Source organism: Pandoraea pnomenusa (assembly GCF_040391475.1).
Taxonomy (GTDB): Bacteria; Pseudomonadota; Gammaproteobacteria; order Burkholderiales; family Burkholderiaceae; genus Pandoraea; species Pandoraea pnomenusa_C.
In genome coordinates this window covers 37473-59508 of sequence record NZ_JBEBXS010000001.1, presented here as the reverse complement: position 1 = coordinate 59508, position 22036 = coordinate 37473, and the positions used below count along the sequence as shown (strand labels likewise).

The window sequence follows — 22036 nt, the reverse complement described above, 5'->3', positions numbered from 1 at the left end:
CGTGCGTCCTGATTTTCGACGTGTTCAACCCGCGACAACCGACGCCAGATCGCGCCACTGCCCGTTACGCACCGTGCGCGACGGCAGTTCGCCGCCAAGCCAATAGGCGAGTTCCGCCGGACGTTCGATCTCCCACGCCACGAAATCCGCCGTCTTTCCGGCCTCGATCGTGCCGTGCGTGTCGAGCATGCCGAGCGCCTTGGCCGCGTTGCGCGTAACCCCTGCCAGCGCTTCTTCCGGCGTGAGCCCGAAAAGCGTGCAGGCCATGTTGAGCATCAGGCGCAGTGACAGGGCAGGCGAGGTCCCCGGGTTCAGGTCCGACGCCACAGCGATATCCACGCCGTGACGTCGCAGCAAATCCACCGGCGGGCGGCGCGTCTCCTGCAGCATGTGGAACGCGCCCGGCAGCAGCACGGCTACCGTGCCGGCGCGGCCCATGGCGGCGGCGTCATCCGGCGTCATGTACTCGAGATGATCGGCTGACAGCGCGCCCAACTCCGCTGCCATGCTCGACCCGCCGAGCGGGGAAAGCTGCTCCGCGTGAAGTTTTACCGGCAGCTTCAGCTTCTGTGCCTTGAGCATCACGCGCATGACTTGCGCGGGCGAGAACGCGATCGTTTCGCAAAACGCGTCGACCGCGTCGACCAGATGCTCTTCGGCGAGCTTGGGCAGAATCTCCGAGCACACATAGTTCACGTACTCGTCGGCCTTGCCCGCGAATTCCGACGGCACCGTGTGTGCGGCCAGACATGTCGTCTTGACCGTCACGGGTAGCGCTTCGCCCAGGCGGCGCGCCACCCGCAACATCTTGCGCTCGCTGGTCAGGTCGAGGCCGTACCCCGACTTGATCTCTACCGTTGTGACGCCATCACGCATCAGGGCGAGCAACCGTTTGCGGGCCGACGCGAAGAGCTCGTCTTCCGTGGCGTCGCGCGTATGCCGAACCGTATGTCGGATGCCGCCGCCGGCTGCCGAAATTTCCGCGTAGCTCACGCCCTGCAGGCGTTGCTCGAATTCCTGGCTGCGATTGCCGCCGAACACCAGATGCGTGTGGCAATCGATCAGCCCGGGCGTGACCCACGCGCCTTGCAGATCGATGCACTCGTCGGCACCGGCCGCCGGGCGCTCGCTACGCGGGCCAACCCACTCGATGTGCTTGCCATGCGTCACGATCACGGCATCTTCGATGGCGTTGTAGCGACCGTCGCGCATTGTCGCGACATGGCAGTGCTTCCAGAAGGTACGTTTCATAGGGGGCTCATTCCATGCTCATCTGGCGGCGCAATTGCGCTTGCTTGGGTTTGACACCGAACTGGTACGCAAACGACATCAATACGATCCAGCCGGCACCGACATAGAGAGCAATGCGGGTGTCTTCCGTGTAACCGAGCACGCCGATCACGAACAGCATGAAGGCGATGGCGAGTGCCGGACCGACCGGCCACAGCGGCACCTTGAACTTGAGAGCCGCCACCTCCTGCGCCGACAGACGACGGCGCATGGCCACCTGCGAGAGCAGGATCATCAGCCATACCCAAACCGTGGCGAACGTCGCAATCGAGGCAATGATGAGGAAAACGCCTTCCGGAATCAGGTAGTTCAGCACCACACCACCGAGCAGGGCCGCCGTCATCACCAGCACCGTGACCCAGGGCACCCCGTGACGCGACGTTGCCGAGAAGGCCGCAGGCGCCTGACCGTGTTCGGCCATGCCGAACATCATGCGGCCCGCGCCGAAGATGTTGCTGTTGATCGCCGAGATGGCGGCCGAGATCACGATCAGATTCAGGATCGCGGCGGCCGACTTGATGCCCAGCCCCGAGAAAATCTGCACGAACGGGCTGCCCTGGCTGCCGATGCCGGTCCACGGGAAGATCATCATCAGCACGCACATCGTGAGCACGTAGAACAGCAGAATGCGTGCCGGCACCGCGTTGATGGCGCGCGGAATCACCTTCTCCGGATTCTTCGCTTCGCCACCGGTAATGCCGATGATCTCGATGCCGCCATACGCGAACATCACCACCGCCAGCGACGCGATCAGCCCGCCCCAGCCATTGGGCAGAAAGCCGCCATGCGCCCACAGATTGCTCACCGCCGGCGCGTGTTCGCTGTGCAGATGCACGCCGGAGAACAGAATCACTCCGCCGCCGACGATCATCGCGACGATCGCCAGAATCTTCACCAGCGCGAGCCAGAACTCCATCTCGCCGTAGACCTTCACATTGCACAGATTCAGGCCGCAGATCAGCATCACGATGCCGAGCACCCAGATCCATTGCGGCACGTCCGGGAACCAGAAGCCCATGTAGATCCCGAAGGCCGTCACGTCCGCCAGACAGACGATCACCATTTCAAGGATGTAGGTCCAGCCGGTAAGGAACCCCGCCAGCGGGCCGAGGTTGTCGCGGGCGTAGCGGCCGAACGAGCCGGAGACGGGTTCGCGCACGGACATTTCGCCGAGGGCCCGCATGACCATATACACGGCGGCGCCGCCGATGATGTACGCAAGAATGACCGCCGGACCGGCGAGTTGAATGGCCGACGCCGAACCGTAGAACAGACCGGTGCCGATGGCGGAACCCAGCGCGAGAAAGCGGATATGCCGCGCGCTCAGATTGCGTTGCAGGTTTTTCAAGCTGTCTCCTGAATGCGTGATGAGCCGGCCCGCGTGCGCGGGCGGCCAAGAAAATCGGGTTGTACGGCCGGCAGGTGCATCGGCATGCCGATGGACCGTCGCACGAGGGGGCAACCCCAGCCCGAAACGCCGCTGTGCCGGAGCGCGAATCACTGTTCGTTTCGCCCCGGCAGGGCGAGAATCAAACGCGAATCAAACGCTCGGCAACGTACCGGACGGCACGAGTGCGCTCAGCTTGCGCTGCGCGATCAGTTCGCTCGCACCCTCGATGTCCGGGGCGAAATAGCGATCCTTATCGTAGAACGGAACCGTCTGGCGCAGCAGGGCGCGAGCGGCTTCGAGCGCCGGCGTCGTCTTGACCCCCTCGCGGAAGTCCAGTCCCTGGCAGGCGCCGAGCCATTCGATCGCCAGGATGCCTTCGACGTTATCGGCCATCTCCCAAAGCCGCTTACCGGCGTTCGGGGCCATCGACACGTGGTCTTCCTGGTTGGCCGAGGTCGGGAGACTATCAACGCTGGCCGGATGTGCCAAGGCCTTATTCTCGGACGCCAGGGCGGCAGCCGTCACCTGCGCGATCATGAAACCCGAGTTCACGCCGCCGTTGGCGACCAGGAACGCAGGCAATTGCGACATGTGCTTGTCCATCATCAGCGAGATGCGACGCTCGCTCAGCGCACCGATTTCCGCCAGTGCCAGCGCCAGATTGTCTGCCGCCATCGCGACCGGCTCGGCGTGGAAGTTACCGCCCGAGATCACGTCGCCCTGTTCCCAGAACACGAGCGGGTTGTCCGAGACCGCGTTGGCTTCGACGGCGAGCACCTCGGCGGCCTGGCGGATCTGCGTCAGGCACGCCCCCATCACCTGCGGCTGGCAACGCAGCGAGTACGGATCCTGCACTTTCTCGCAATTCGCGTGCGACTGGCCGACTTCGCTGGTCTCGCCCAGCAGATGACGATAGAGCGAGGCGGCATCGATCTGACCGCGCTGGCCGCGCGCCGCGTGAATGCGGGCGTCGAACGGTGCACGCGAGCCGAGCATGGCTTCCACCGTCAGCGCCCCGCAGACGCTGGCCGCCGCGTAGAGGTCTTCCGCTTCGAAGAGACCGCGCAATGCGTAGGCCGTGGAGACTTGCGTGCCGTTGAGCAGCGCGAGGCCTTCCTTGGCCGCGAGCGTCATCGGTTCCAGGCCGGCCACGGCGAGCGCTTCGCGCGCGCTCATCCATTGACCGCGATAGCGGGCCTGGCCCTCACCGAGCAACAGCAGCGACATATGGGCGAGCGGGGCGAGATCGCCCGAGGCGCCGACCGAGCCCTTGAGCGGAATGCGCGGGTAGACCTCGGCGTTCACCAGCGTGACGAGCGCGTCGATCACCTTGCGGCGAATGCCGGAGAAGCCGCGAGCGAGGCTGTTGATCTTGAGCACCATGATCAGGCGCACCATCGCGTCGTCGAGCGGTGCGCCGACGCCGGCCGCGTGAGAGAGCACCAGCGAGCGCTGCAGATTTTCGAGATCCGCGTGGGCGATGCGTGTCGAGGCGAGCAGGCCGAAGCCGGTGTTGATGCCGTAGGCCGTGCGGCCTTCGCTCACGATGTTCTCCACACAGGCCACGCTCTTGTCGATGGCTGCGTATGCCGATTCGTCGAGCGTCACGGTGGTGGGGGTCTGATAGACGTCGCGCAGTTGCGCCAGCGTGAGCGTACCGGGCGTGACAAACAGCTTTGTCATGGACGTAATTCCTTGATTCGACATATTCGGGGGTGTCTTGCGTATTGGGTAGTGGTGTCGTGTCGACGTCGCGTTTACTTTGCGGTGCCCAGCATGGGCAGGTGAAGGCCGTGCTCGCGGGCGCACTCGACAGCGATGTCGTAGCCGGCGTCGGCGTGACGCATGACACCGGTCGCCGGATCGTTATTGAGCACGCGGGCGATGCGCGCAGCGGCGGCGTCGGTGCCATCGCACACGATCACCACGCCGGAATGCTGCGAGAAGCCCATGCCCACGCCGCCGCCGTGGTGCAGCGACACCCACGTTGCGCCGCTTGCCGTGTTCAGCAGGGCGTTGAGCAGCGGCCAGTCGGAGACGGCGTCCGAGCCGTCGCGCATGGCTTCCGTTTCGCGATTCGGGCTGGCAACCGAGCCGGAGTCGAGGTGATCTCGGCCGATCACGACCGGGGCCGAGAGTTCTCCCGAGCGTACCATTTCGTTGAACGCCAGTCCGAGCTTTGCGCGCAGGCCGAGGCCGACCCAGCAGATGCGGGCAGGCAGCCCCTGGAAGCTGATGCGCTCGCGCGCCATGTCGAGCCAGCGATGCAGGTGCTCGTCGTCGGGGATCAGTTCCTTGACCTTGGCGTCGGTCTTGTAGATGTCTTGCGGATCGCCAGAGAGCGCGGCCCAGCGGAACGGGCCCACGCCACGGCAGAACAGCGGGCGAATGTACGCGGGCACGAAGCCCGGGAAATCGAACGCGTTGGCCACGCCTTCTTCCTTGGCCATCTGGCGAATGTTGTTGCCGTAGTCGAACGTGGGCACGCCCTTCGCCTTGAATTCAAGCATCGCCTTCACGTGCACGGCCATCGACTGTTTCGCGGCCTTCACGACCTCGGCGGGCTTCGAGCGGGCGCGCTCACGGTATTCGTCCCACGTCCAGCCGATCGGCAGGTAGCCGTTGAGCGGATCGTGGGCGCTGGTCTGGTCCGTCACCATGTCGGGACGCACGCCGCGACGCACCAGTTCCGGCAGAATCTCGGCCGCGTTGCCGCACAGGGCGACGGAGACGGCTTGACCGGCGGCGGTGTACCTGGCGATGCGGGCAAGGGCGTCGTCCAGGTCCTTGGCTTGTTCGTCGACGTAGCGCGTGCGCAGACGGAAGTCGATGCTGGTCTGCTGGCACTCGATATTCAGAGAGCAGGCGCCGGCAAGCGTGGCCGCAAGCGGCTGCGCGCCGCCCATGCCGCCCAGACCGGCGGTGAGCACCCAGCGCCCCTTCAGATTGCCGCCGTAGTGCTGGCGGCCCGCTTCCACGAACGTTTCGTACGTGCCTTGCACGATGCCCTGGCTACCGATGTAGATCCACGAGCCGGCGGTCATCTGGCCGTACATGGCCAGCCCCTTGGCGTCGAGCTCGTTGAAGTGCTCCCAGTTCGCCCAGTGCGGCACCAGATTCGAGTTGGCGATGAGCACACGCGGCGCGTCGGCGTGCGTCTTGAAAACGCCGACCGGCTTGCCCGACTGCACGAGCAGCGTTTCGTCGTCGCCCAGCGTCTTGAGCGTTTCCACGATCTTGTCGTAGCACTCCCAATTGCGGGCGGCGCGACCGATGCCCCCGTAGACCACGAGCGCGTTCGGATTCTCGGCGACGTCCGGGTCCAGGTTGTTCATCAACATGCGCAGCGGCGCTTCGGTCAGCCAGCTGCGGGCATTGAGTTGCGTGCCGCGCGGGGCGCGGATCGTGACATCGCGATATCGGGTGAATTGGCTCACGGTAATCCCTTTCGTTCTGAGCGGTGAATGGCTTGTACAGTATTGTATATACAACTTACCGTGAACTAGGGTTTTCACGCAGAACAGCGCGGCGGGACGCGGTAGGACGGGGTGTGACGGGGGCGGTAATTACTCGGCGTCGCCGAAACGGCCTTCGAGACGATGACGCGAGCCGGGGTGGAGCAGGCGGGCAACGGACACGACACGTTTTCCGGTCCATGTGCGGCGCCGGATGAGCAGGCAAGGCTCGGTTCGCTGGATCTGGAGCATGTGCGCTTCGTCCGGCGTGGCGGTCACGGCTTCCACGACATGCTCGCCCGATGTAAGCGGAGAGATGCGCTGGAGATAGGCATTCGGCGTGAGCTTGGTGAAGTCCTGCTCGAGATAATTCGGCGCGAGCGCCGGATTGACGAAGCGATCCTCGATCTGTACGGGCACGTTGTCCTGATAGTGGACGATGACCGAGTGGAACAGCTTTTCGCGTTCCTGCAGGCCCATGGCGAGCGCGCGCTCCGGACCGGCCAGTTCTTCGCGCAACAGTTTCACTTCGGCGCGATGGCGATGGCCGTGCTCGGAAATTTCGTCGGCAATGTTGTTGACGGCGAGCAGCGGGGAGTGCGACTTCGGTTCGGCGACGAAGGTGCCCACGCCCTGCATGCGCACGAGGCGTCCTTCGGCGGTGAGTTCGCGCAGCGCCCGATTGACTGTCATGCGGCTCACGCCCGAGAGATCGACGAGTTCGTTCTCCGAGGGCACGCGATGGTGCGGGGGCCACGCGCCACTATCGATCTGACGGCAGATGAACTGCTTGAGTTGCAGATAGCGGGGCGCGGGCCCTTGCTCATTGAGCGCTTCGACAGTCGGCTGGACGGTTTGACGTGACACCTTGAGGGGCTCTCCGGACACGAGCGTGCGGGTGGAAAGCCTGAAGGATAAGCCAATCGCCTGCCTGAGACGAGAAAAATGAGGCGTGTGCGAAACCCGTCGGGCTCACCAGCCATGCAATCGCGACCAGACTGCCAGGTCGTGCCCGGGATCAATCGCGTGGTACTCGGGGAACTGCGCGCCGGTGGCGCACGCATGATTCGGCATCACCCGCAGCAACGTACCGATGGGAAAGCGCGTGACGATGTCCGGATCCGGATCACCTTCGCGCGAGAGAATCCCGTGTTCCTGATTTGCACCGCTCAACACATAGCCGGGCACGACGCTGCCGTCGATCCGGCAGACCTGACCGTAGCCGAAGTCGCGTTTCTGCTTCTGCGTGCCGCGATCGCGGCTCATCGCCATCCAGCCGGCATCGACGATCGCCCAGCCTTTGTCTGCCTGATGCCCGATCACCGTCGTGAGCACGCTCAGCGCCAGTTCGTCCGTCGTGCAGACGCCAACGTTATGCATGACCAGATCGAAGAAGACGTACACACCCGCGCGCACTTCGGAGACCCCTTCGAGTTGTGTCGCGGCGAGCGCGGTCGGCGTGGAGCCTACGCTGACCACCGGGCAGGGCAGTCCGGCGTCGCGCAGCCTCGTGGCGGCCAGCACGCATCCGGCGCGTTCCTGCTCCGCAATGGCGGCGAGCGCTTCGGGCGTGTCGTAGTCATAGCTGGAGCCCGCATGGGTCATCACGCCGCCGAGGGTCGCGCCACCTTCGTGGAGCACGCGGGCGACGTCGAGCAATGCCGCCTCGTCCGGGCGGATGCCCGAGCGGTGGCCGTCGGTGTCGATCTCGATCCAGACCTCGAACGTCTCGCCGAACTCAGCCCCGAAGGCGACGATGGCCTGCGCCGAAGCCACGCTGTCCGTGATGATCTTCAGATCGCAGCCACGACGACGCAGCGCGAGCGCGGCGGGCAGTTTGCTCGCGACCATGCCGACGGCGTAAAGGATGTCGGTCACGCCCTCGTCGAAGAATCGCGTGGCTTCCTTGAGCGTGGAGACGGTGACGCCCGTCGCGCCTGCGGCGATCTGCGCCCGGGCCACTTCGACGCACTTGCTGGTCTTGACGTGAGGCCGAAAGCGCACGCCGAGGGCGTCCATGCGGGACTGCATGCGACGAATGTTGTGCTGCATGCGCGGCACGTCGATCACGGCGGCCGGGGTCTCGAGCGTTTGCAGCGAGGCGAGGGGGACGTTGTGCGTGGAAGTCATGATGAGTCTCGGTGTCTTAGTTGACCGTGTGGAAGCTTCGGAGCCAGCCGAGCGCGGGAGCGAGCGTCGACGCTTCGCGCTCTGGCGCAGGCGCACCGTCGGGGCGCGTGAGTCCGACCCGGTTATGCCAGAACGTGCGCATGCCGACGGCCGACGTGCCGAACAGGTCGTAACCGGAACCGGCGACGAAGGCGGCATCGACGGCGGCGACGCCGAGCTTGTCGAGCGCCATGCGGTACGGACGCGGATCGGGCTTGTAGAAGCCGGCTTCCTCCGAGGTGACGACGACATCCCAGTCGACGCCGAGCAACGCGGCGGCCTGATGCCCGAGCGTCGCGGAGCAGTTCGTGACCACCGCCAGCTTGCAATGGGGCCGCAATGCGGCGAGCAGTTCGCGCGCGCCGTCCCAAACCGGGAGCGTTGGCCATTCGGCTTCGAGGGCGTGCGCCGCACTCGGGGGCAGGCCGACATGTGCTGCGGCCTCCCGGACAAGTTGCTCGTAGCTGACGTAGGCGCCGCATCCATAGGTGCGACGCAGATACTCGACGCGCCATGTGCGTCCGGCGGTTTCGCTTCCCGCTGCCCGGTTCCAGACGGTCCACGAGTCGAGCAAGGCGGTAAGCAGATCGAACAGCACGGCACGAGGCCAGGCGGCGGGTTGCTGGGCGGAGGTATCGGACATGGCAGGCTCGGTGATGAGGGGTGGCGCGGTTTGCGGCCGTTGTCATGAGCAGCAGTGTAGGAAGGAAACGATGTGCCGTGGTTAAATGATGCGACATCGAACATTAAGCACAAGTTAATGATCCAGATCGAGGATTTGCGTCTGATCGAGGCGCTCGCCCAGTCGCCGTCGCTCAGCGCCGCGGCGCGCATGCTCAACGTGACGCCGCCGGCGCTGTCTTCCCGGCTTCGCAAGCTGGAAGCGACGCTCGGGCTCGCACTGGCCACGCGCACGTCGCGTCAATTGAGCCTGACGGCCGAAGGAGAGCGGCTTGCCCGCGAGGGATCGGCGTTGCTCGCGCAACTCGACGCGCTGCCAGAGTCGTTCCGTCGTGAAGACAAGCGACTGACAGGCAAACTGCGAATCGCCGCGCCATTCGGTTACGGACGTCATCACGTTGCCCCCGCGCTGGCGCGTTTCGCGTTGCTGCATCCGGATCTGAACCTGCAACTGGATCTGCGCGAGACACCGTGGCCGGACAAACACGATTCGGATGCCGTCATCCACGTGGGGGCGGTCAGGGACTCTTCATGGATCGCGCGCACGCTCTCGCCGAACGAGCGCTGGTTGTGCGCGAGTCCCGCCTATCTCCAACGGCATGGAACCCCGGCCGAGCCGCATGATTTGCTTCGCCATCGTTGCATCTGCATTCGCGAGAATGACGAGGATGCGACCCTGTGGCGATGTCAACGGCGGTCGAATCCTCCGGCGCCACCGACCGGCCGACGCACGGCCGCGCGCGACAACGTGCGCGTGTCGCCCGCGTACACGAGCAACGACGGTAGCGTGGCGCGGGAATGGGCGGAACAGGGGCTGGGGTTGGTGTTGCGCTCGGAATGGGACACGCGCGACGCGGTAGCGGCGGGCCGGTTGGTGCGCGTGTTGCCGGACTGGGCGTTCGAGAGTGCACCCGTCACGTTGCTCGTGCCCACACGGCGCGGTCGCACGGCAAGGCTGCAGGCGTTGATGGCGTTTCTGGAGGATGCGTTGGGTGTGCCGTCACCGGCCCCGTCGCGCCGGCCACGCCGTCCTGCGCGTTGACCGGCGATGGGGCGGCGTTCAGCCGACGTGAGCCGGCAGTGTGGCGTCGGCCACGCGAATCGGACGCGGGATGAGCTTCAGTTGGAGGAACGCGTCCGCAATGCGTTGCTGCGCCTGCAGTACAGGATCGGAAACCGGTTTGTACACATGCGCGTAGTGACGCAAACCCTTCTCGATGATCTTCGCGTCGAGCCCCTGGATCGGCGCCAGCCTGGCCGCCGCACCCGCATAATCCGCGCGAATTTGCTGCCCCGTCTGACCCAGCGACTCGAGCGTGGCCTTGATCACCTCGGGCCGCTTCGACGCGAACGTGCGCTGGCTCAGGAAAAACTGGTGGTGGTCGGCGGCGCCTTCGGCGTTGGCGAGCAGACGCACCGGGCTCTGATCGAGTACGGCGGTGAGGAACGGGTCCCAGATGGCCCATGCATCGACCGCCCCTCGCTCCAGCGCGGCGCGCGCGTCGGCGGGGGCGAGGTACACGGGGTCGATATCACCGAAGTCGAGTCCGTGCTTGCGCAACAGCGCGACCAGGAACCAATGGACATCCGACCCCTTGTTGAACGCCACCTTGCGGCGCTTGAGATCGGCCACGGTTTTGATCGGCGAGGTATTGGCGACGACGACGCCTTCGGCGAGTGGCGTCGGCACCTCGTAGGCGCTGTAGACGAAGTCTGCACCCGCCGCCTGTGCGAAGACGGGCGGCGCCTCACCGACATAACCGAAGTCGATGGCGCCGACATTCAGCCCTTCGAGCAGTTGCGGCCCTGCGGCGAACTCGGCCCAGGTCACTTCCACGCCGAACGGCTTCAAGCGCGCTTCCAGGGCACCGTTGGCCTTGGCCAGCACTAGCGTGCTGGCGGCTTTCTGGTAGCCGATGCGAAATTTGGTCGCGTCGTAAGCGGCGCGCGCAGGCAGCGCCAGCGACGCTGCACCGGCGCCGAGTACGGTCAGAAAATGACGGCGAGATAGCTGGTCGAGCGATGTCATGCGCGTTGCCCCGGGTTGGTTTGGCGGAATCGTCACGATTATCCGGACCCGCGCGCGGCGGGCAACGAAGCGTTTCTGCTTTGGATATTCACCGCTGCGGTGCGATGTACATGACGCACAACGGCACTGGCGGCGCGTTGCCGTGGTACGAGAACGGAAGCGTCTCCTGCACGTCGACGGCGAGCGTTGGCCATTGCGCGAGGGTGCGGCCGACACCGGCGCGGCGGCACGCATGGCCCGGACGGCCGAGCAGCAGTGCGCCGTGCTCCCGGACATCACGTTCGTCGATGTCCTTCGTGTAGATGTTGGGCCGGTTTCGATCCGTCCAGCGCATGAGCAGATGCGGATTGCCTGGCGCATAGAACGTGAGCCAGGTCGCCAGATGATCGTGGCCGACGTAGCGCAGCGGCGCGTGATAGCGCGTCTGCCATCGTTGCTCCAGAGCGACGCTCAGCGTCTTGATGCCGGTGAACTTCTGTCCCGCGTTGCGAAGGTTTGCCGTCAGTGCGACGACATAGCCCGCGAGTACGACAACACCGACGACCGGCAGCCATCGCGCAATGCGCCCCGCGCGGACGCTGCTACCCGGCGCGACGCACGCCACGAGCAACGCGGGCAATGGCACGGCAAACGGTTGCAGCCATTCGGAGATGCGTCCGCCGTTGTGGCATGTGAAGTACGCCAGAATCGGCAGCCAGGGCGCAAGCATCACCCACGCCGCGACACGGACCGGTGCGGCCGGCCGCGTGAATCGCACCCCCGCGAGGCGCATGATCAGCGCCAGCGTGGCAACCGGATAGAGCGCGGTGAGCGCACCGGTGAGTGCGCGGGCGTTCAAATGTGGCTTGATCTGGTCGCCGACCCATCGGAACGCAGCGAAGTCGTGCTGCGCGAGCCAGATCACGTTGGGCGCCACCAACCCGATGAAGATTGCCACGCCAACGAGGAACGCCGGGCGGCGGCAATGCGCGCGAAAGGCCGGTGTGCGCATCACGACGACCGCCATCGTGCCGAGCAAGGCAAACGTCGAGTACTTCGTCATGGCCGCGAGTCCGGCGACGACCGCAAATGCGGGCCAGAAGCGGGGGGCGTCGAAGAGGGCGCGCACGAACAGCCACAGCATCCACGGCCAGAGCATGACGAGGAGGTAATTGTCGTTGTACGGGAGGATATCGATGTTGATCGCGCCGGACAGGTGCAGGCTCAACATGGCGAGCCACGCCAGACGACGCTCTCCGGACAGTCGCAGCGCGAGGTGCCAGACGCCGAGCATGCCGATCGCGACGCCCACGAAATGCGACGCGTACCAATACATGGCGAGTGCTTCGCCGCCAAGCCGCCCGAAGCCCACCATCGGCCACATCGAGATACCGACGAGCCACGGATTCTTCGGCGTCCCCCATTCGGCGTTGCGGGCCCAGTTGAACGCCTCGACCGCGTCGAACGGCACGGTGGGATCCAGCGAAGCGCTGACGAGCGTCCAGACGACGCCGTAGATCGCGACATACAGCGCGGGCGAACGTTGCGCGGCTCGTGCGAACCATCGAACGTATTCGCCCGGCGCGGGTGGCGCGGGGCTCAGGTAGCCGGAGTCGGGAGCGGAAGCGTCATGTTTTTGCATGCGCGCTTCGACTCGAAGTGCGCAGGCGTGTTCTTGTCGTTATTTTTCGGCCCGAAACAATTCGAATGGACGAAAAATCATCGTAATCGATTGATTGTTTTGGGTTTCCTGTGTGGTTTGACGCTTCGTCATCCTGCCAATCGGCCGATTCCGAACATGTCGGTTCACAAACGGGAACAAATCAAAACAAATGAAAACGGAAGACAACAAGTCCGCCGGCGCCTTTTGCGCGGCGTTATGCGTTTTCCTGAAGCGGGGCGTCGACGATCAGGGCCGGATCGATCGCACGGATCCGTTGATCGACGAAGTAGCCTCCGCCTTCCTGATAGCGCATGTAGAGGCGTCCGCAATCGCGGCAGCGGCAGACGTTCGCACGGTTGTAGGGAAAGTAGCGCGGGGCAATCGGCGCGTTGGCGGCCCAGTAAGACGTGCCGTCGGGGTGGTACTCGCTGAATGTCGGCTCGTGGGAATCGTGCAAGGCCATGAGCGTGCCGACGACTTCCAGCTGATCGTCCGGCAGGGAATTCGGCAGGCTGGCCCAGCCGTCGAGCGACGTTCGGGTGCAGACACAGGTGGCGGTGGACGCTTGCACCGATTGGGCGAGCGCGAGCAATGCCGTGTAATCGAGGTACGGAAGGTCGTTCATTGGACGGTTGGGAAATACCACGGTGTCCGACATGGTAGCGCGCCATGGGAAGAATGTAATGAAAGGCGGCGACGAATTCCTCTCCCGAATTTCATTTCAGATGTTAATCTTTCGGGCGTTCGTCCACGATGACGAACGATTGGTATAACGAGACAAAGTATTCCCTCAGGAGGGTCTGTGTTCCAAATGTTCCGTCAATGCAGCAATGGTTTCGCCCGACAATTCGCCGCTGGCGTGGTCGCGGCCGCCGCGCTGGTCAGCGTATCGGCCAACGCGAGCGAAGTGCTTTCGAGCGAGGTCTACAGCAAGAACCTGTCGCGTCCGCTGACCTATAACGTGTATCTGCCGACGGGCTATGAAGCCAACGGCAAGACCACCTATCCGGTGCTGTATTTGCTGCACGGCAACGACGGCGTGAAGAACGACTGGGTCGTCAAGGGGCACATGCAGAACACGATGGACAAGCTGATCGGCCACGGTGACATTCCCCCGGCCATCGTGATCATGCCGGACGCCAATACCAACTGGTATGTCGATCTCAAGGAGCGCATGGAGACGGCGTTCTTCAGTGAGCTGATTCCGCACGTGGAGAAGACCTATCGCACGATCAAGACCCGCGACGGGCGTCTGATCGGTGGCCTGTCGATGGGCGGCTACGGCGCGATGCGCTACGCGCTGAAGTATCCGGAAAAGTTCAAGGCGGCTGCGCTGCTCAGCCCGGCGATCTACAACCCGGAGCCGCCGAAGGACTCGTCGGCACGTTTCGTGAAAGTGTTCGCCGAGCCGAACACGAACGGCGAGTACAGCGCGCGTGTCTGGCAGCAGAACAACTACCCGGCGTACTTCGACGAGTTCCTGAAGAAGGGCATCAAGGTGCCGATGTACATCAACTCGGGCGATGACGACGACTTCAACATCGAAATGGAAGCCACGCGCTTCTATGAACTGCTGCGTGCGAACAAGCAGCCGGCCGAGTTGCGTATTGTCGACGGCAAGCACGAGTGGCCCGTGTGGTCGAGCACACTGGCCGACGCCCTGAAGTACATCTTCCGCGACGTGCAGCGTCCGCAGCAAGGCAACTGATCCGACGGGCAGGCTTGAACGGCCGTCAGGCCGTCATGCCGCCAAAGCCATCGCCCCGCGACGCCGTGCAGGCATTCGCGGGGCGATGGCGTTTTGAGACCGGGAAGACCGCGAAAGCGGCCGACGCGATCAAAGCGATCGTTCGATGGCTTGTCCGAGCAGCGACAGCCCGAGGTCGATCTCGTCCTCGCTCACGGTCAGCGGCGGCGCAATGCGGAACACGCCGCCCATGCCGGGCAACTGGACGATGTTCATGCTCAGGCCGAGATTCATGCACTCGCGCGTGATCTTGGCGCCGAGGCCGTCTGCCGGGGCTTTGGAGCGTCGGTCCTTCACGATCTCCATGCCGAGCAGCAGGCCGCGCCCGCGCACATCTCCGACACAGTCGAAGCGTTCCATCAGGCCGAGAAGGCCATTGCGCAGCCGCTCGCCCATGACGTTGGCACGCGCCACCAGGTTGTCGCGGGCAACGACATCGAGCACGCGCAGGCCGACGGCTGCCGGAAGCGGATCGGAAACGTGCGTGGTGTAAAAAAGGTAGCCACGCTCATGGGCACGCTCCTCGATCTCTGCGGACGTCACGATGGCCGCGAGCGGCAGCCCGGCGCCCAGCGTCTTTGACAGCGTGAGGATGTCAGGCGTCACGCCGTCGCGCTCGAACGCGAACATGGTGCCGGTGCGTCCGATGCCGGTTTGGGCCTCATCGAGTATCAGCAACATGCCGCGTTCCTCGCACTTGCGCTTGAGCGCGGCGAGATATCCCGGTGGCAATTCGATAATGCCGCCCGAACTCAGGATCGGTTCCGCGATGAACGCGGCGAGATTGCCGCTCGACTGCCGGTCGATCAGGTCGAAGGCATAGTCCAGTTCCGCGAGGTAGTCGTACTGTCCGGCCGGGCCGAAGCGCGGGCGGTAGGTGAACGGCGCTGGAATCGCGAACGATCCGACCGCCGACGGCCCGACGCCTTTGCGTCCTGCACTGTACGTGGCCGAAGCCGCCGCCCCCGTCATGCCGTGCCAGGACTGTGCGAAGCCCACGATCTCGTATTTGCCGGTCACGAGTTTCGCCATGCGAATGGCGGCTTCGTTCGATTCGGCACCCGTCGAGAGCAGCATGACGCGATCGAGACCCGGCGGCGTGATCTCGGCAAGACGAGTCGCCAGATCGACCACCGGACGCGACAGCATGCCGCTGAACAGGTGGTCCAGCGTACCGATGCTCTTCGTCACGACGGACACGATGTCCGGATGGCTGTGCCCGAGCACCGCACTCATCTGGCCGGAGGTGAAGTCGAGTATCGCGCGGCCGTCGGCGTCGAAGACGAAACTGCCTTGCGCACGCTCGATGATCATCGGCTCGAACGTGCCGCCATAACGAATCAGATGTTGCCGGGCATTGCGCCAGAAATCGGCGTCTTGGTTCTTGGACACGAGGGAATCTCCGGGAGAGGGGCAACCACTGCTTGCAGTCTAAGCACGGCTCTGCTTTCATTGAAGCGAATAATGCTAATGCGAGATAGCAATGAGGCTAATACCTTGAGTTTGTCCCTGGAGATCGACCTGCTGCGGTCCTTCGTGGCGATTGCGCAAGCCGGATCGCTCAGCCGGGCTGCGCAGCGCGTCGCCCGCACGCAATCGGCGCTGAGTCAGCAGATGAAGCGTCTGGAGGAGGTCGTCGATCAACCGTTACTTCAGCGCACCGGACGAGGGGTGGTACTGACTAGCCCGGGCGAGCGCTTGCTCGGTCACGCCCAGCGAATCCTGCGAGCGCATGATGAGGCGATGGCCGACATGGCCGGCGGCGGACTGACCGGCACGCTGCGCTTCGGTTGTCCCGACGACTACGCTGCGGCGTTCCTGCCACATTTGTTGCGGGAATTCGCGGTGGCGCACCCGCATGCGCAGGTGGAGGTCATCTGCGAGCCGACGCCGCGTCTGCAAGCCCAACTGTCGAGGCATGCGCTGGATCTGGCGCTGATCTCGGTGCCGGAAGGCGTGGACGACAGTAACGTCATTCGCCGCGAACCCCTGGTTTGGATCGGGAGCGCAGGCCTCGATGCCGTGCTCGCAGATCCCGGTCAGCCGTTGCCATTGGCGCTGTCCGATCCCGACACGCTCGACCATATGGCGGCCTGCGAGGCCCTGACCCGGGCCGGCCGGGCGTACCGCCTGGCGTATGCCAGCAGTAATCTGGCCGGGCTGACGGCACTGGCCCGGTCGGGACAGGCATTTGCCGTCATGACACAGACAGCGGTGCCCTCGGATTTACGCATTGTTACAGCTGATACGCTGCCGCTATTGCCGTCGGTCGGGATTACGGTAAAGTTCGATCGCGCCCGCCCGAACCATTTGAGCGTCGCGTTCGCGGAGCACATCCGGCGAACGCTGGCGGTGTTGTAGCGCGACAACGCCCGCCGACGTCCTTTGGCGGGGAGTTTGTCGCACAATTGCGCGTTGTTTTGCGGGGCGGGCAGCAGTCCCTGCGTCGCACAAGAAAAAGTCGGGTTCCACGCCATCGGCAGGTTGGGGAGGATGGAAACCCGGGGTTACGTTGTTTTTTGGATCGAGGTTGATATGTTGGCGCGTTTCGTGGCGTTTTTCCTGGTGGTCGGTTCGCTTTTTGCGCTGGCCGGTTGCAATACCGTCGACGGCGTCGGGCAGGACATTTCGGGCGCGTCGCGCGCCGTCAGGCGAGCGCTGTAAGCGGACTTGCCGGGCGGAACCTCTGCCCGGTACACCTCGCGTAGTTTTCCGGGCATGTGTCGTCGCTACGCAGCCCGTTTCTCCTCTCGTCCGTGCCCGGTCTGGCGCATGGATGACGACACGTCTCCCAATCCTTTCAAGCAGCCTTCCGTAGATCACGCGGCAATGCATCGTATATGTCGCGTATATCTCCACAATTCGGGGCCAATTTAGAAGAAAACGACGACTTGCCCCGTCCATTCTCAAGTTTTTCGGATTCGGGCCGTTGGAGGCGGATAACGCTGTCGTGCGTTCAGGAGTTCGGGGCTGCACGACGGCCGGTGACCGCCGGTGTCGGCGGCCACGCTCTGGGAAAGAAAGGCGGAAGCGCAAATGTTGAAGAATTGGACGATTCGTTGGCGGCTACGTGTGGCCGTGGCCGGTTTGGCCGGGTTGGTGTTGGTGATCGGAGGCCTCGCCCTTGTCGGATTACGCGACACCGTGGGCAGTTTGCGCGAAGTGTACGGAAAGGAATTGGCCAGTACCCGATTGCTGGGGGAGTCGGAGATTCATATCGGTCGTGCCCGGGCGGTCGTGCTGCGCGCGCCACAGGCGCCGAGTGCGGAGGTGAAGGCGGCCGACGTCAAGAAGGGTACGGAATACTGGGACGAGTCGGAAAAGGCATGGCAAGCGTATCTTGCGTTGCCTGCCGATGCCGAGGAGAAGCGACTTGCCGCGCAGGTCACGAGCGCCCGGCAAGCGCTCAAAGACGCCTTCGTGCTGATTCAGGGCAGCATCGCCGCGGGAGACACCGGAGCTTACTACCCGCAAGCGGCTGCGCTCGGCAAGCGCTATACGGCATACGTCAATGCCAACGACGCCCTCAAGCAGTTCTACGACGGCAGCGCCAAGGCGAGCTTCGATTCGGCGGTCACGACGTATGACCGGATGTTCGCCGTGACGCTTGGCGCCATCGCTTTCGCGATGCTCGCGGCATTCCTGACGGCGCGCTCGCTCGACCGGGCGATCACGCGTCCGCTGGATGACGTGCTGGACCACTTCAAGGAAATTGCCGACGGCAACTTGCAGCGCGACGTCCGAGTGAGTTCGACCGATGAGATGGGACGTCTGCTGGCGGCGCTCGGCAACATGAAGACGCAACTGAGCGAGACGGTCGCCCGGGTGCGCAAGAGCGGCGAGGCGATTGCCGCGAGTGCGCGAGAAATCGCGGCGGGCAATCTGGATCTGTCGGCGCGTACCGAGCAGCAGGCCGCGTCACTCGAAGAGACGGCGGCGAGCATGGAAGAGCTTACGAGCACCGTGCGTCAGAACATGGAGCATGCGCGTCAGGCGAATCAACTGGCCCGTCAGGCCAGCGACCAGACCGGGGCCGGCGACGGCGCGATGACGCAAGTCACCGATACCATGCGCGACATCGACGCCGGTTCGGCCAAGATCCGCGACATCATTGCGTTGATCGACGGCATTGCGTTCCAGACGAACATTCTCGCGCTCAACGCGGCGGTGGAAGCCGCACGGGCAGGCGAGCAGGGGCGTGGGTTTGCCGTCGTCGCCGGGGAAGTGCGCACGCTCGCGCAACGCTCGGCAAGTGCGGCCCGCGACATCAAGACGTTGATCGAAACGTCGGCGGAACGCTCGGCGGCAGGCAGCCGGATCGTCGGCGAGGCTGGTGCCGCCATGCAGGAGATCGCCACCAGCGTGCGACGCGTGACCGACATCATGGCCGAAATCTCGGCAGCGTCGGAAGAGCAGACGGCGGGTATCGATCAGGTGGCGCGTGCCGTCACGCAGATGGACGAGGTGACGCAGCAGAACGCGGCGCTTGTCGAGCAGGCGTCGGCTGCGGCGCAGTCGCTCGCCGAACAGGCGGAGTCGTTGAAGCAGGCCGTCGCCGTCTTCCGGTTGGCCCATCGGAGCGAGGCCGCTGACGCCGCCGGCTTCGGCGAGACGGGCAGCGCCGTGACGGCGCGCACCCGGCTGCACGCGGTGCGCGGCTGATTCTCGGCGCGGGACAGGGAAAGCCGGTAACCTACGGCTTCCCTCCCTTCGTCGCCCATCCGGCGCAGCCCATCCATGAGCCAGCAAAAGCCTGTTGAGTACGCATCCGCCACGCCCGAGGTCCGGGCCGTCTTCGACGACATCAAGGCCACGCGCGGCGTTCCCGACGTCAACAATTTCTGGAAGTACATTGCGCAGCATCCGGCGACTCTCGAGCGCACGTGGGACAGCCTGAAGGGCGTGATGTCGCCCGGCGCGCTCGATCCGCTGGTCAAGGAATTGATCTACATCGCGGTGAGCGTCACCAACAATTGCGGCTATTGTGTGGCGAGCCACACGGCGGGCGCCCGGCGGGCGGGCATGACTGACGAGATGTTCGGTGAGTTACTGGCCGTGGTCGGCATGGCCAATGAGACGAACCGGCTCGCAGTGGGGTACCGCGTGCCGATCGATCCGGCGTTCGAATAGGCGTTGATCCGTCAGCGTTGCCGGGAGACGGAAGCTGTCTGCGTCACCACGCAGCGCTCCCGTCGTGACGGTGTTGGTGTTACTCGGACCAGACCCAGCATTCGTTACGTGTCTTGTCGTACTGCACATCGTGTCCCTGATACTGAAGGGCGCATGCCGTACCGCGGAATCGCACATCGGCGCGGGTGCGAGCCGCCATCCAGCTTTCCTCCGTCCCACCGGCACGGATGTCGGCCGCCCGGTCGGTGGGCTTGCATCCCTTGCCTTCGCACCAATGCGCCTGCACGCTTTCGCCGCACGTGTTCGCGATGTTGTACCAGTACATGTCCTTGATATCGTGGTCGAGCCGGACATCGACCACCTTCAGACAGTTGGGGTACTGCTTGAGCACGAGGCGCCTTTTGCCGCCGCCGTTTCCGAATTCGGAGACCGACCGGGCCGCGATGTCGTCGAACTTCGACTTGTGGGCGGTCTCAACGGTCTGCGGGCTCCAGCCTACCTGTTGAAGCCGTGCGGCAAGCGCGCCGGACAGGCAGCGCTCGGGAATGACCGTCTTCGTTCGTGCGATTTCCTTTCGCAGCGCGGCGGCGTCGTCCGTCTTGATTCGCTGGTACTCGTTTTCCCAGACCGAACGCGCCACGGTGGCACTCTGCTCGGCGTTGAATCCCGGGTTCTCGCGGGCAATGTACTCGCGCAGCGAATCTTCGCAGTTATACCCGGCGTCCGTGACCAGCACTTCCTTCTCGGCCACCGGCGGACGATAAGTCTGTTGCACCGGCTGCGTTGCGGGCGCCTGATACGAAGACCCCGATGAACTGTCCGTGTTTTGTTGCTTCGACAGCGCATTCAGCGTGTTCATCAGGATCTGCGCATTGATGTTTCCGCTATTGCCGCTGTTCGTGCCGCCACTGGTTCTGCCGCTGTTGGGACTGGATTGCGGTTGAACGGTGTTTCCTGTAACGAGGCCGCCGGCTGCTAGCGCCAAGCCGGTGGACGACAAGACAAGCGTGAGCGCAAACGCCGCTGCGAAGGCGGCGAAATTTCGTGACGTATTCATGACTTTCCCCCTGAGTTCTTTTGTTGCGATGCCAGCGCTGGCGCGTGCATCGGCCGGGGAATTACATCATGCGGGGTAATCCCGCTACATCCACCAAATGGAGGATCGTGTTCCGCCGCGTCAACGCGGAGCAACACGTGTGATCCACTGGCGGTATTGCCGCGTCTGGCATGCGGCGCCGAGTTGCTGCAACAGAAGCGCTCGCGCGGGCGATACCGACGGCAGTGTGCGACGGCCTGCGCTCAATCGGACGAGCTGAAACTTCACCACCGCCATATTCGCGAGCGACCCGAGCGCCTTGTTCTTCCAGCGGATCGGTGCCAGACGCGGGGCCGTGTCGTTGCCGCTTCGCCATTGGTTTGGCAGTGCAGGGTCGAGCGAGAGTGCCGTGGCGATGCCGACCATGGCGGTGCCGCTGTGCAGCACCGCTTCGGCCACTTCACGACGGCGGATGCCGCCCGTCACCATCAGCGGCATCGCCGCGACCGCCACCATGTCGCTCGCGAACTCCAGAAAGTACGCTTCGCGCGCGAGTGTTCTGCCGTCGCGCGCTTCGCCCTGCATGGCCGGCACTTCATAGCTGCCACCGGAAAGTTCGACGAGATCGACGCCCAGTGGATTCAACATCTGGATGACGCGACGCGCTTCCTCCGGGCCGAAGCCCCCACGCTGAAAATCGGCGGAGTTCAGCTTGACGGCCACGGCGAAGGACGGCTTCACTGCCTGGCGCACCGATCGCACGACGTCGAGCAGCAAACGCGCCCGATTCTCCAGACTGCCGCCCCAGCGATCCTCACGCTTGTTCGTCAGCGGCGAGAGAAACTGACTTAGCAGATAGCCGTGCGCGGCATGAATCTGCACGCCGGTGAATCCGCTGTGCTCCGCCAATTGGGCGCTGCTGACGAAACGCGCCACGATGTCGTCAATGTCCGCCTCGGTCAACTCGCGGGGCATGGCAAAGCGTTTCGACAGCGAGCCCAGTTCAAGCGGTACTGCCGAGGGGGCCACCGTCGGCTGGCCAAGCGCCGCTTGCATCTGACGCCCGGGGTGATTGAGCTGCATCCAGACCTGTGCGCCATAGGCTCGCGCCGTATCGGCCCAGCGCCGGAACCGCGCCAACTGGGTATCACGCTCGAGTACGACGCCACCCGGGCCGGTCATCGCGCGGGCGTCGATCATGACGTTACCGGTAATGATGAGCCCCGCGCCGCCGCGCGCCCAGGCGTCATAGAGGCGCAACAGGCTGTCCGAAGGCGCATGGTCGGCATCCGCCATGTTCTCCTCCATCGCGGCTTTGGCGATGCGATTGGGAATCGAAGTGCCGTTGGGCAGGGAAAGGGGAGTGAATAGCGGCGTGTGAAGCGTCATGATCCGGGCCTCGAATGTCGTTGACGATGGCACGACCATAACCTTAAAGTTCACTTTAATGTCAAGTGTCGGGAGGCG

19 protein-coding genes are annotated in these 22036 nt (G+C 64.3%); 6 read left to right on the top strand and 13 right to left on the bottom strand.

The annotated features are described in order from the left end of the window. Window positions 1-24: 24 nt before the first annotated feature. The 7 genes from hutI to ABWO90_RS00200 all read right to left on the bottom strand — a co-directional run bounded on the left by hutI (window position 25) and on the right by ABWO90_RS00200 (window position 8947). The gene (gene hutI / locus ABWO90_RS00230) at window positions 25-1251 is read right to left on the bottom strand and encodes an imidazolonepropionase (protein ID WP_353189187.1); all 1227 of its coding nucleotides are present in this window, start codon (window positions 1249-1251) and stop codon (window positions 25-27) included. Window positions 1252-1258: 7 nt separating this feature from the next. Then, window positions 1259-2638, bottom strand: coding sequence for an L-histidine transporter HutT (locus ABWO90_RS00225; protein WP_353189186.1), 1380 nt, complete (start codon window positions 2636-2638; stop codon window positions 1259-1261). A 192-nt stretch (window positions 2639-2830) separates the two neighbouring features. After that, entirely contained in the window at window positions 2831-4363 is a 1533-nt protein-coding gene (gene hutH / locus ABWO90_RS00220; RefSeq protein WP_353189185.1) for a histidine ammonia-lyase, read from the bottom strand. 74 nt (window positions 4364-4437) lie between these two features. After that, window positions 4438-6117 carry a urocanate hydratase gene (gene hutU, locus ABWO90_RS00215; RefSeq protein ID WP_353189184.1) on the bottom strand — a complete coding sequence of 560 codons (1680 nt, stop codon included), beginning with the start codon at window positions 6115-6117 and terminating at the stop codon, window positions 4438-4440. Window positions 6118-6246: 129 nt separating this feature from the next. Beyond that, a complete protein-coding gene (gene hutC / locus ABWO90_RS00210; RefSeq protein ID WP_353189183.1) occupies window positions 6247-7002 on the bottom strand; it encodes a histidine utilization transcriptional repressor HutC in 756 nt (251 codons plus the stop codon). A 105-nt stretch (window positions 7003-7107) separates the two neighbouring features. Then, window positions 7108-8265: a DSD1 family PLP-dependent enzyme gene (locus ABWO90_RS00205; RefSeq protein ID WP_353189182.1), complete on the bottom strand. Its 1158-nt coding sequence runs from the start codon at window positions 8263-8265 to the stop codon at window positions 7108-7110. A 16-nt stretch (window positions 8266-8281) separates the two neighbouring features. Further along, window positions 8282-8947, bottom strand: a complete 666-nt coding sequence (locus ABWO90_RS00200; RefSeq protein ID WP_353189181.1) for an HAD family hydrolase — start codon at window positions 8945-8947, stop codon at window positions 8282-8284. A 117-nt stretch (window positions 8948-9064) separates the two neighbouring features. Between ABWO90_RS00200 and ABWO90_RS00195 the strand changes: the two genes are divergently transcribed. Then, entirely contained in the window at window positions 9065-10027 is a 963-nt protein-coding gene (locus ABWO90_RS00195) for a LysR family transcriptional regulator (RefSeq protein WP_353189180.1), read from the top strand. Window positions 10028-10045: 18 nt separating this feature from the next. Here the strand turns inward: ABWO90_RS00195 and ABWO90_RS00190 are convergent, their stop codons facing one another. From ABWO90_RS00190 to ABWO90_RS00180, 3 genes are all read right to left on the bottom strand, one after another. After that, the gene (locus tag ABWO90_RS00190) at window positions 10046-11014 is read right to left on the bottom strand and encodes an aliphatic sulfonate ABC transporter substrate-binding protein (protein WP_353189179.1); all 969 of its coding nucleotides are present in this window, start codon (window positions 11012-11014) and stop codon (window positions 10046-10048) included. An 88-nt stretch (window positions 11015-11102) separates the two neighbouring features. Continuing rightward, entirely contained in the window at window positions 11103-12635 is a 1533-nt protein-coding gene (locus tag ABWO90_RS00185; protein ID WP_353189178.1) for a glycosyltransferase family 39 protein, read from the bottom strand. A 235-nt stretch (window positions 12636-12870) separates the two neighbouring features. Beyond that, entirely contained in the window at window positions 12871-13281 is a 411-nt protein-coding gene (locus ABWO90_RS00180; protein ID WP_353189177.1) for a hypothetical protein, read from the bottom strand. Between the two features lie 186 nt (window positions 13282-13467). Between ABWO90_RS00180 and ABWO90_RS00175 the strand changes: the two genes are divergently transcribed. Then, window positions 13468-14364, top strand: coding sequence for an alpha/beta hydrolase (locus tag ABWO90_RS00175; RefSeq protein ID WP_353189176.1), 897 nt, complete (start codon window positions 13468-13470; stop codon window positions 14362-14364). Window positions 14365-14493: 129 nt separating this feature from the next. Here ABWO90_RS00175 and ABWO90_RS00170 read toward each other — a convergent pair whose 3' ends face one another. Further along, window positions 14494-15795, bottom strand: a complete 1302-nt coding sequence (locus ABWO90_RS00170; protein WP_353189175.1) for an aspartate aminotransferase family protein — start codon at window positions 15793-15795, stop codon at window positions 14494-14496. A gap of 78 nt (window positions 15796-15873) precedes the next feature. Between ABWO90_RS00170 and ABWO90_RS00165 the strand changes: the two genes are divergently transcribed. From ABWO90_RS00165 to ABWO90_RS00150, 4 genes are all read left to right on the top strand, one after another. Further along, window positions 15874-16764 (top strand): LysR family transcriptional regulator, encoded by an 891-nt coding sequence (locus ABWO90_RS00165; protein WP_353189174.1) that lies wholly within the window; start codon window positions 15874-15876, stop codon window positions 16762-16764. 132 nt (window positions 16765-16896) lie between these two features. Further along, window positions 16897-17067 carry a hypothetical protein gene (locus ABWO90_RS00160; RefSeq protein WP_353189173.1) on the top strand — a complete coding sequence of 57 codons (171 nt, stop codon included), beginning with the start codon at window positions 16897-16899 and terminating at the stop codon, window positions 17065-17067. A gap of 372 nt (window positions 17068-17439) precedes the next feature. Beyond that, on the top strand, window positions 17440-19065 hold the full coding sequence (locus tag ABWO90_RS00155) for a methyl-accepting chemotaxis protein (protein WP_353189172.1): 1626 nt from the start codon (window positions 17440-17442) through the stop codon (window positions 19063-19065). Window positions 19066-19140: 75 nt separating this feature from the next. Further along, window positions 19141-19533: a carboxymuconolactone decarboxylase family protein gene (locus tag ABWO90_RS00150; protein ID WP_353189171.1), complete on the top strand. Its 393-nt coding sequence runs from the start codon at window positions 19141-19143 to the stop codon at window positions 19531-19533. Window positions 19534-19612: 79 nt separating this feature from the next. Here the strand turns inward: ABWO90_RS00150 and ABWO90_RS00145 are convergent, their stop codons facing one another. Both ABWO90_RS00145 and ABWO90_RS00140 read right to left on the bottom strand, forming a co-directional pair. After that, entirely contained in the window at window positions 19613-20590 is a 978-nt protein-coding gene (locus ABWO90_RS00145) for a hypothetical protein (RefSeq protein ID WP_353189170.1), read from the bottom strand. A 120-nt stretch (window positions 20591-20710) separates the two neighbouring features. Next, window positions 20711-21958, bottom strand: a complete 1248-nt coding sequence (locus ABWO90_RS00140) for an NADH:flavin oxidoreductase/NADH oxidase family protein (protein WP_353189169.1) — start codon at window positions 21956-21958, stop codon at window positions 20711-20713. Window positions 21959-22036 lie beyond the last annotated feature (78 nt).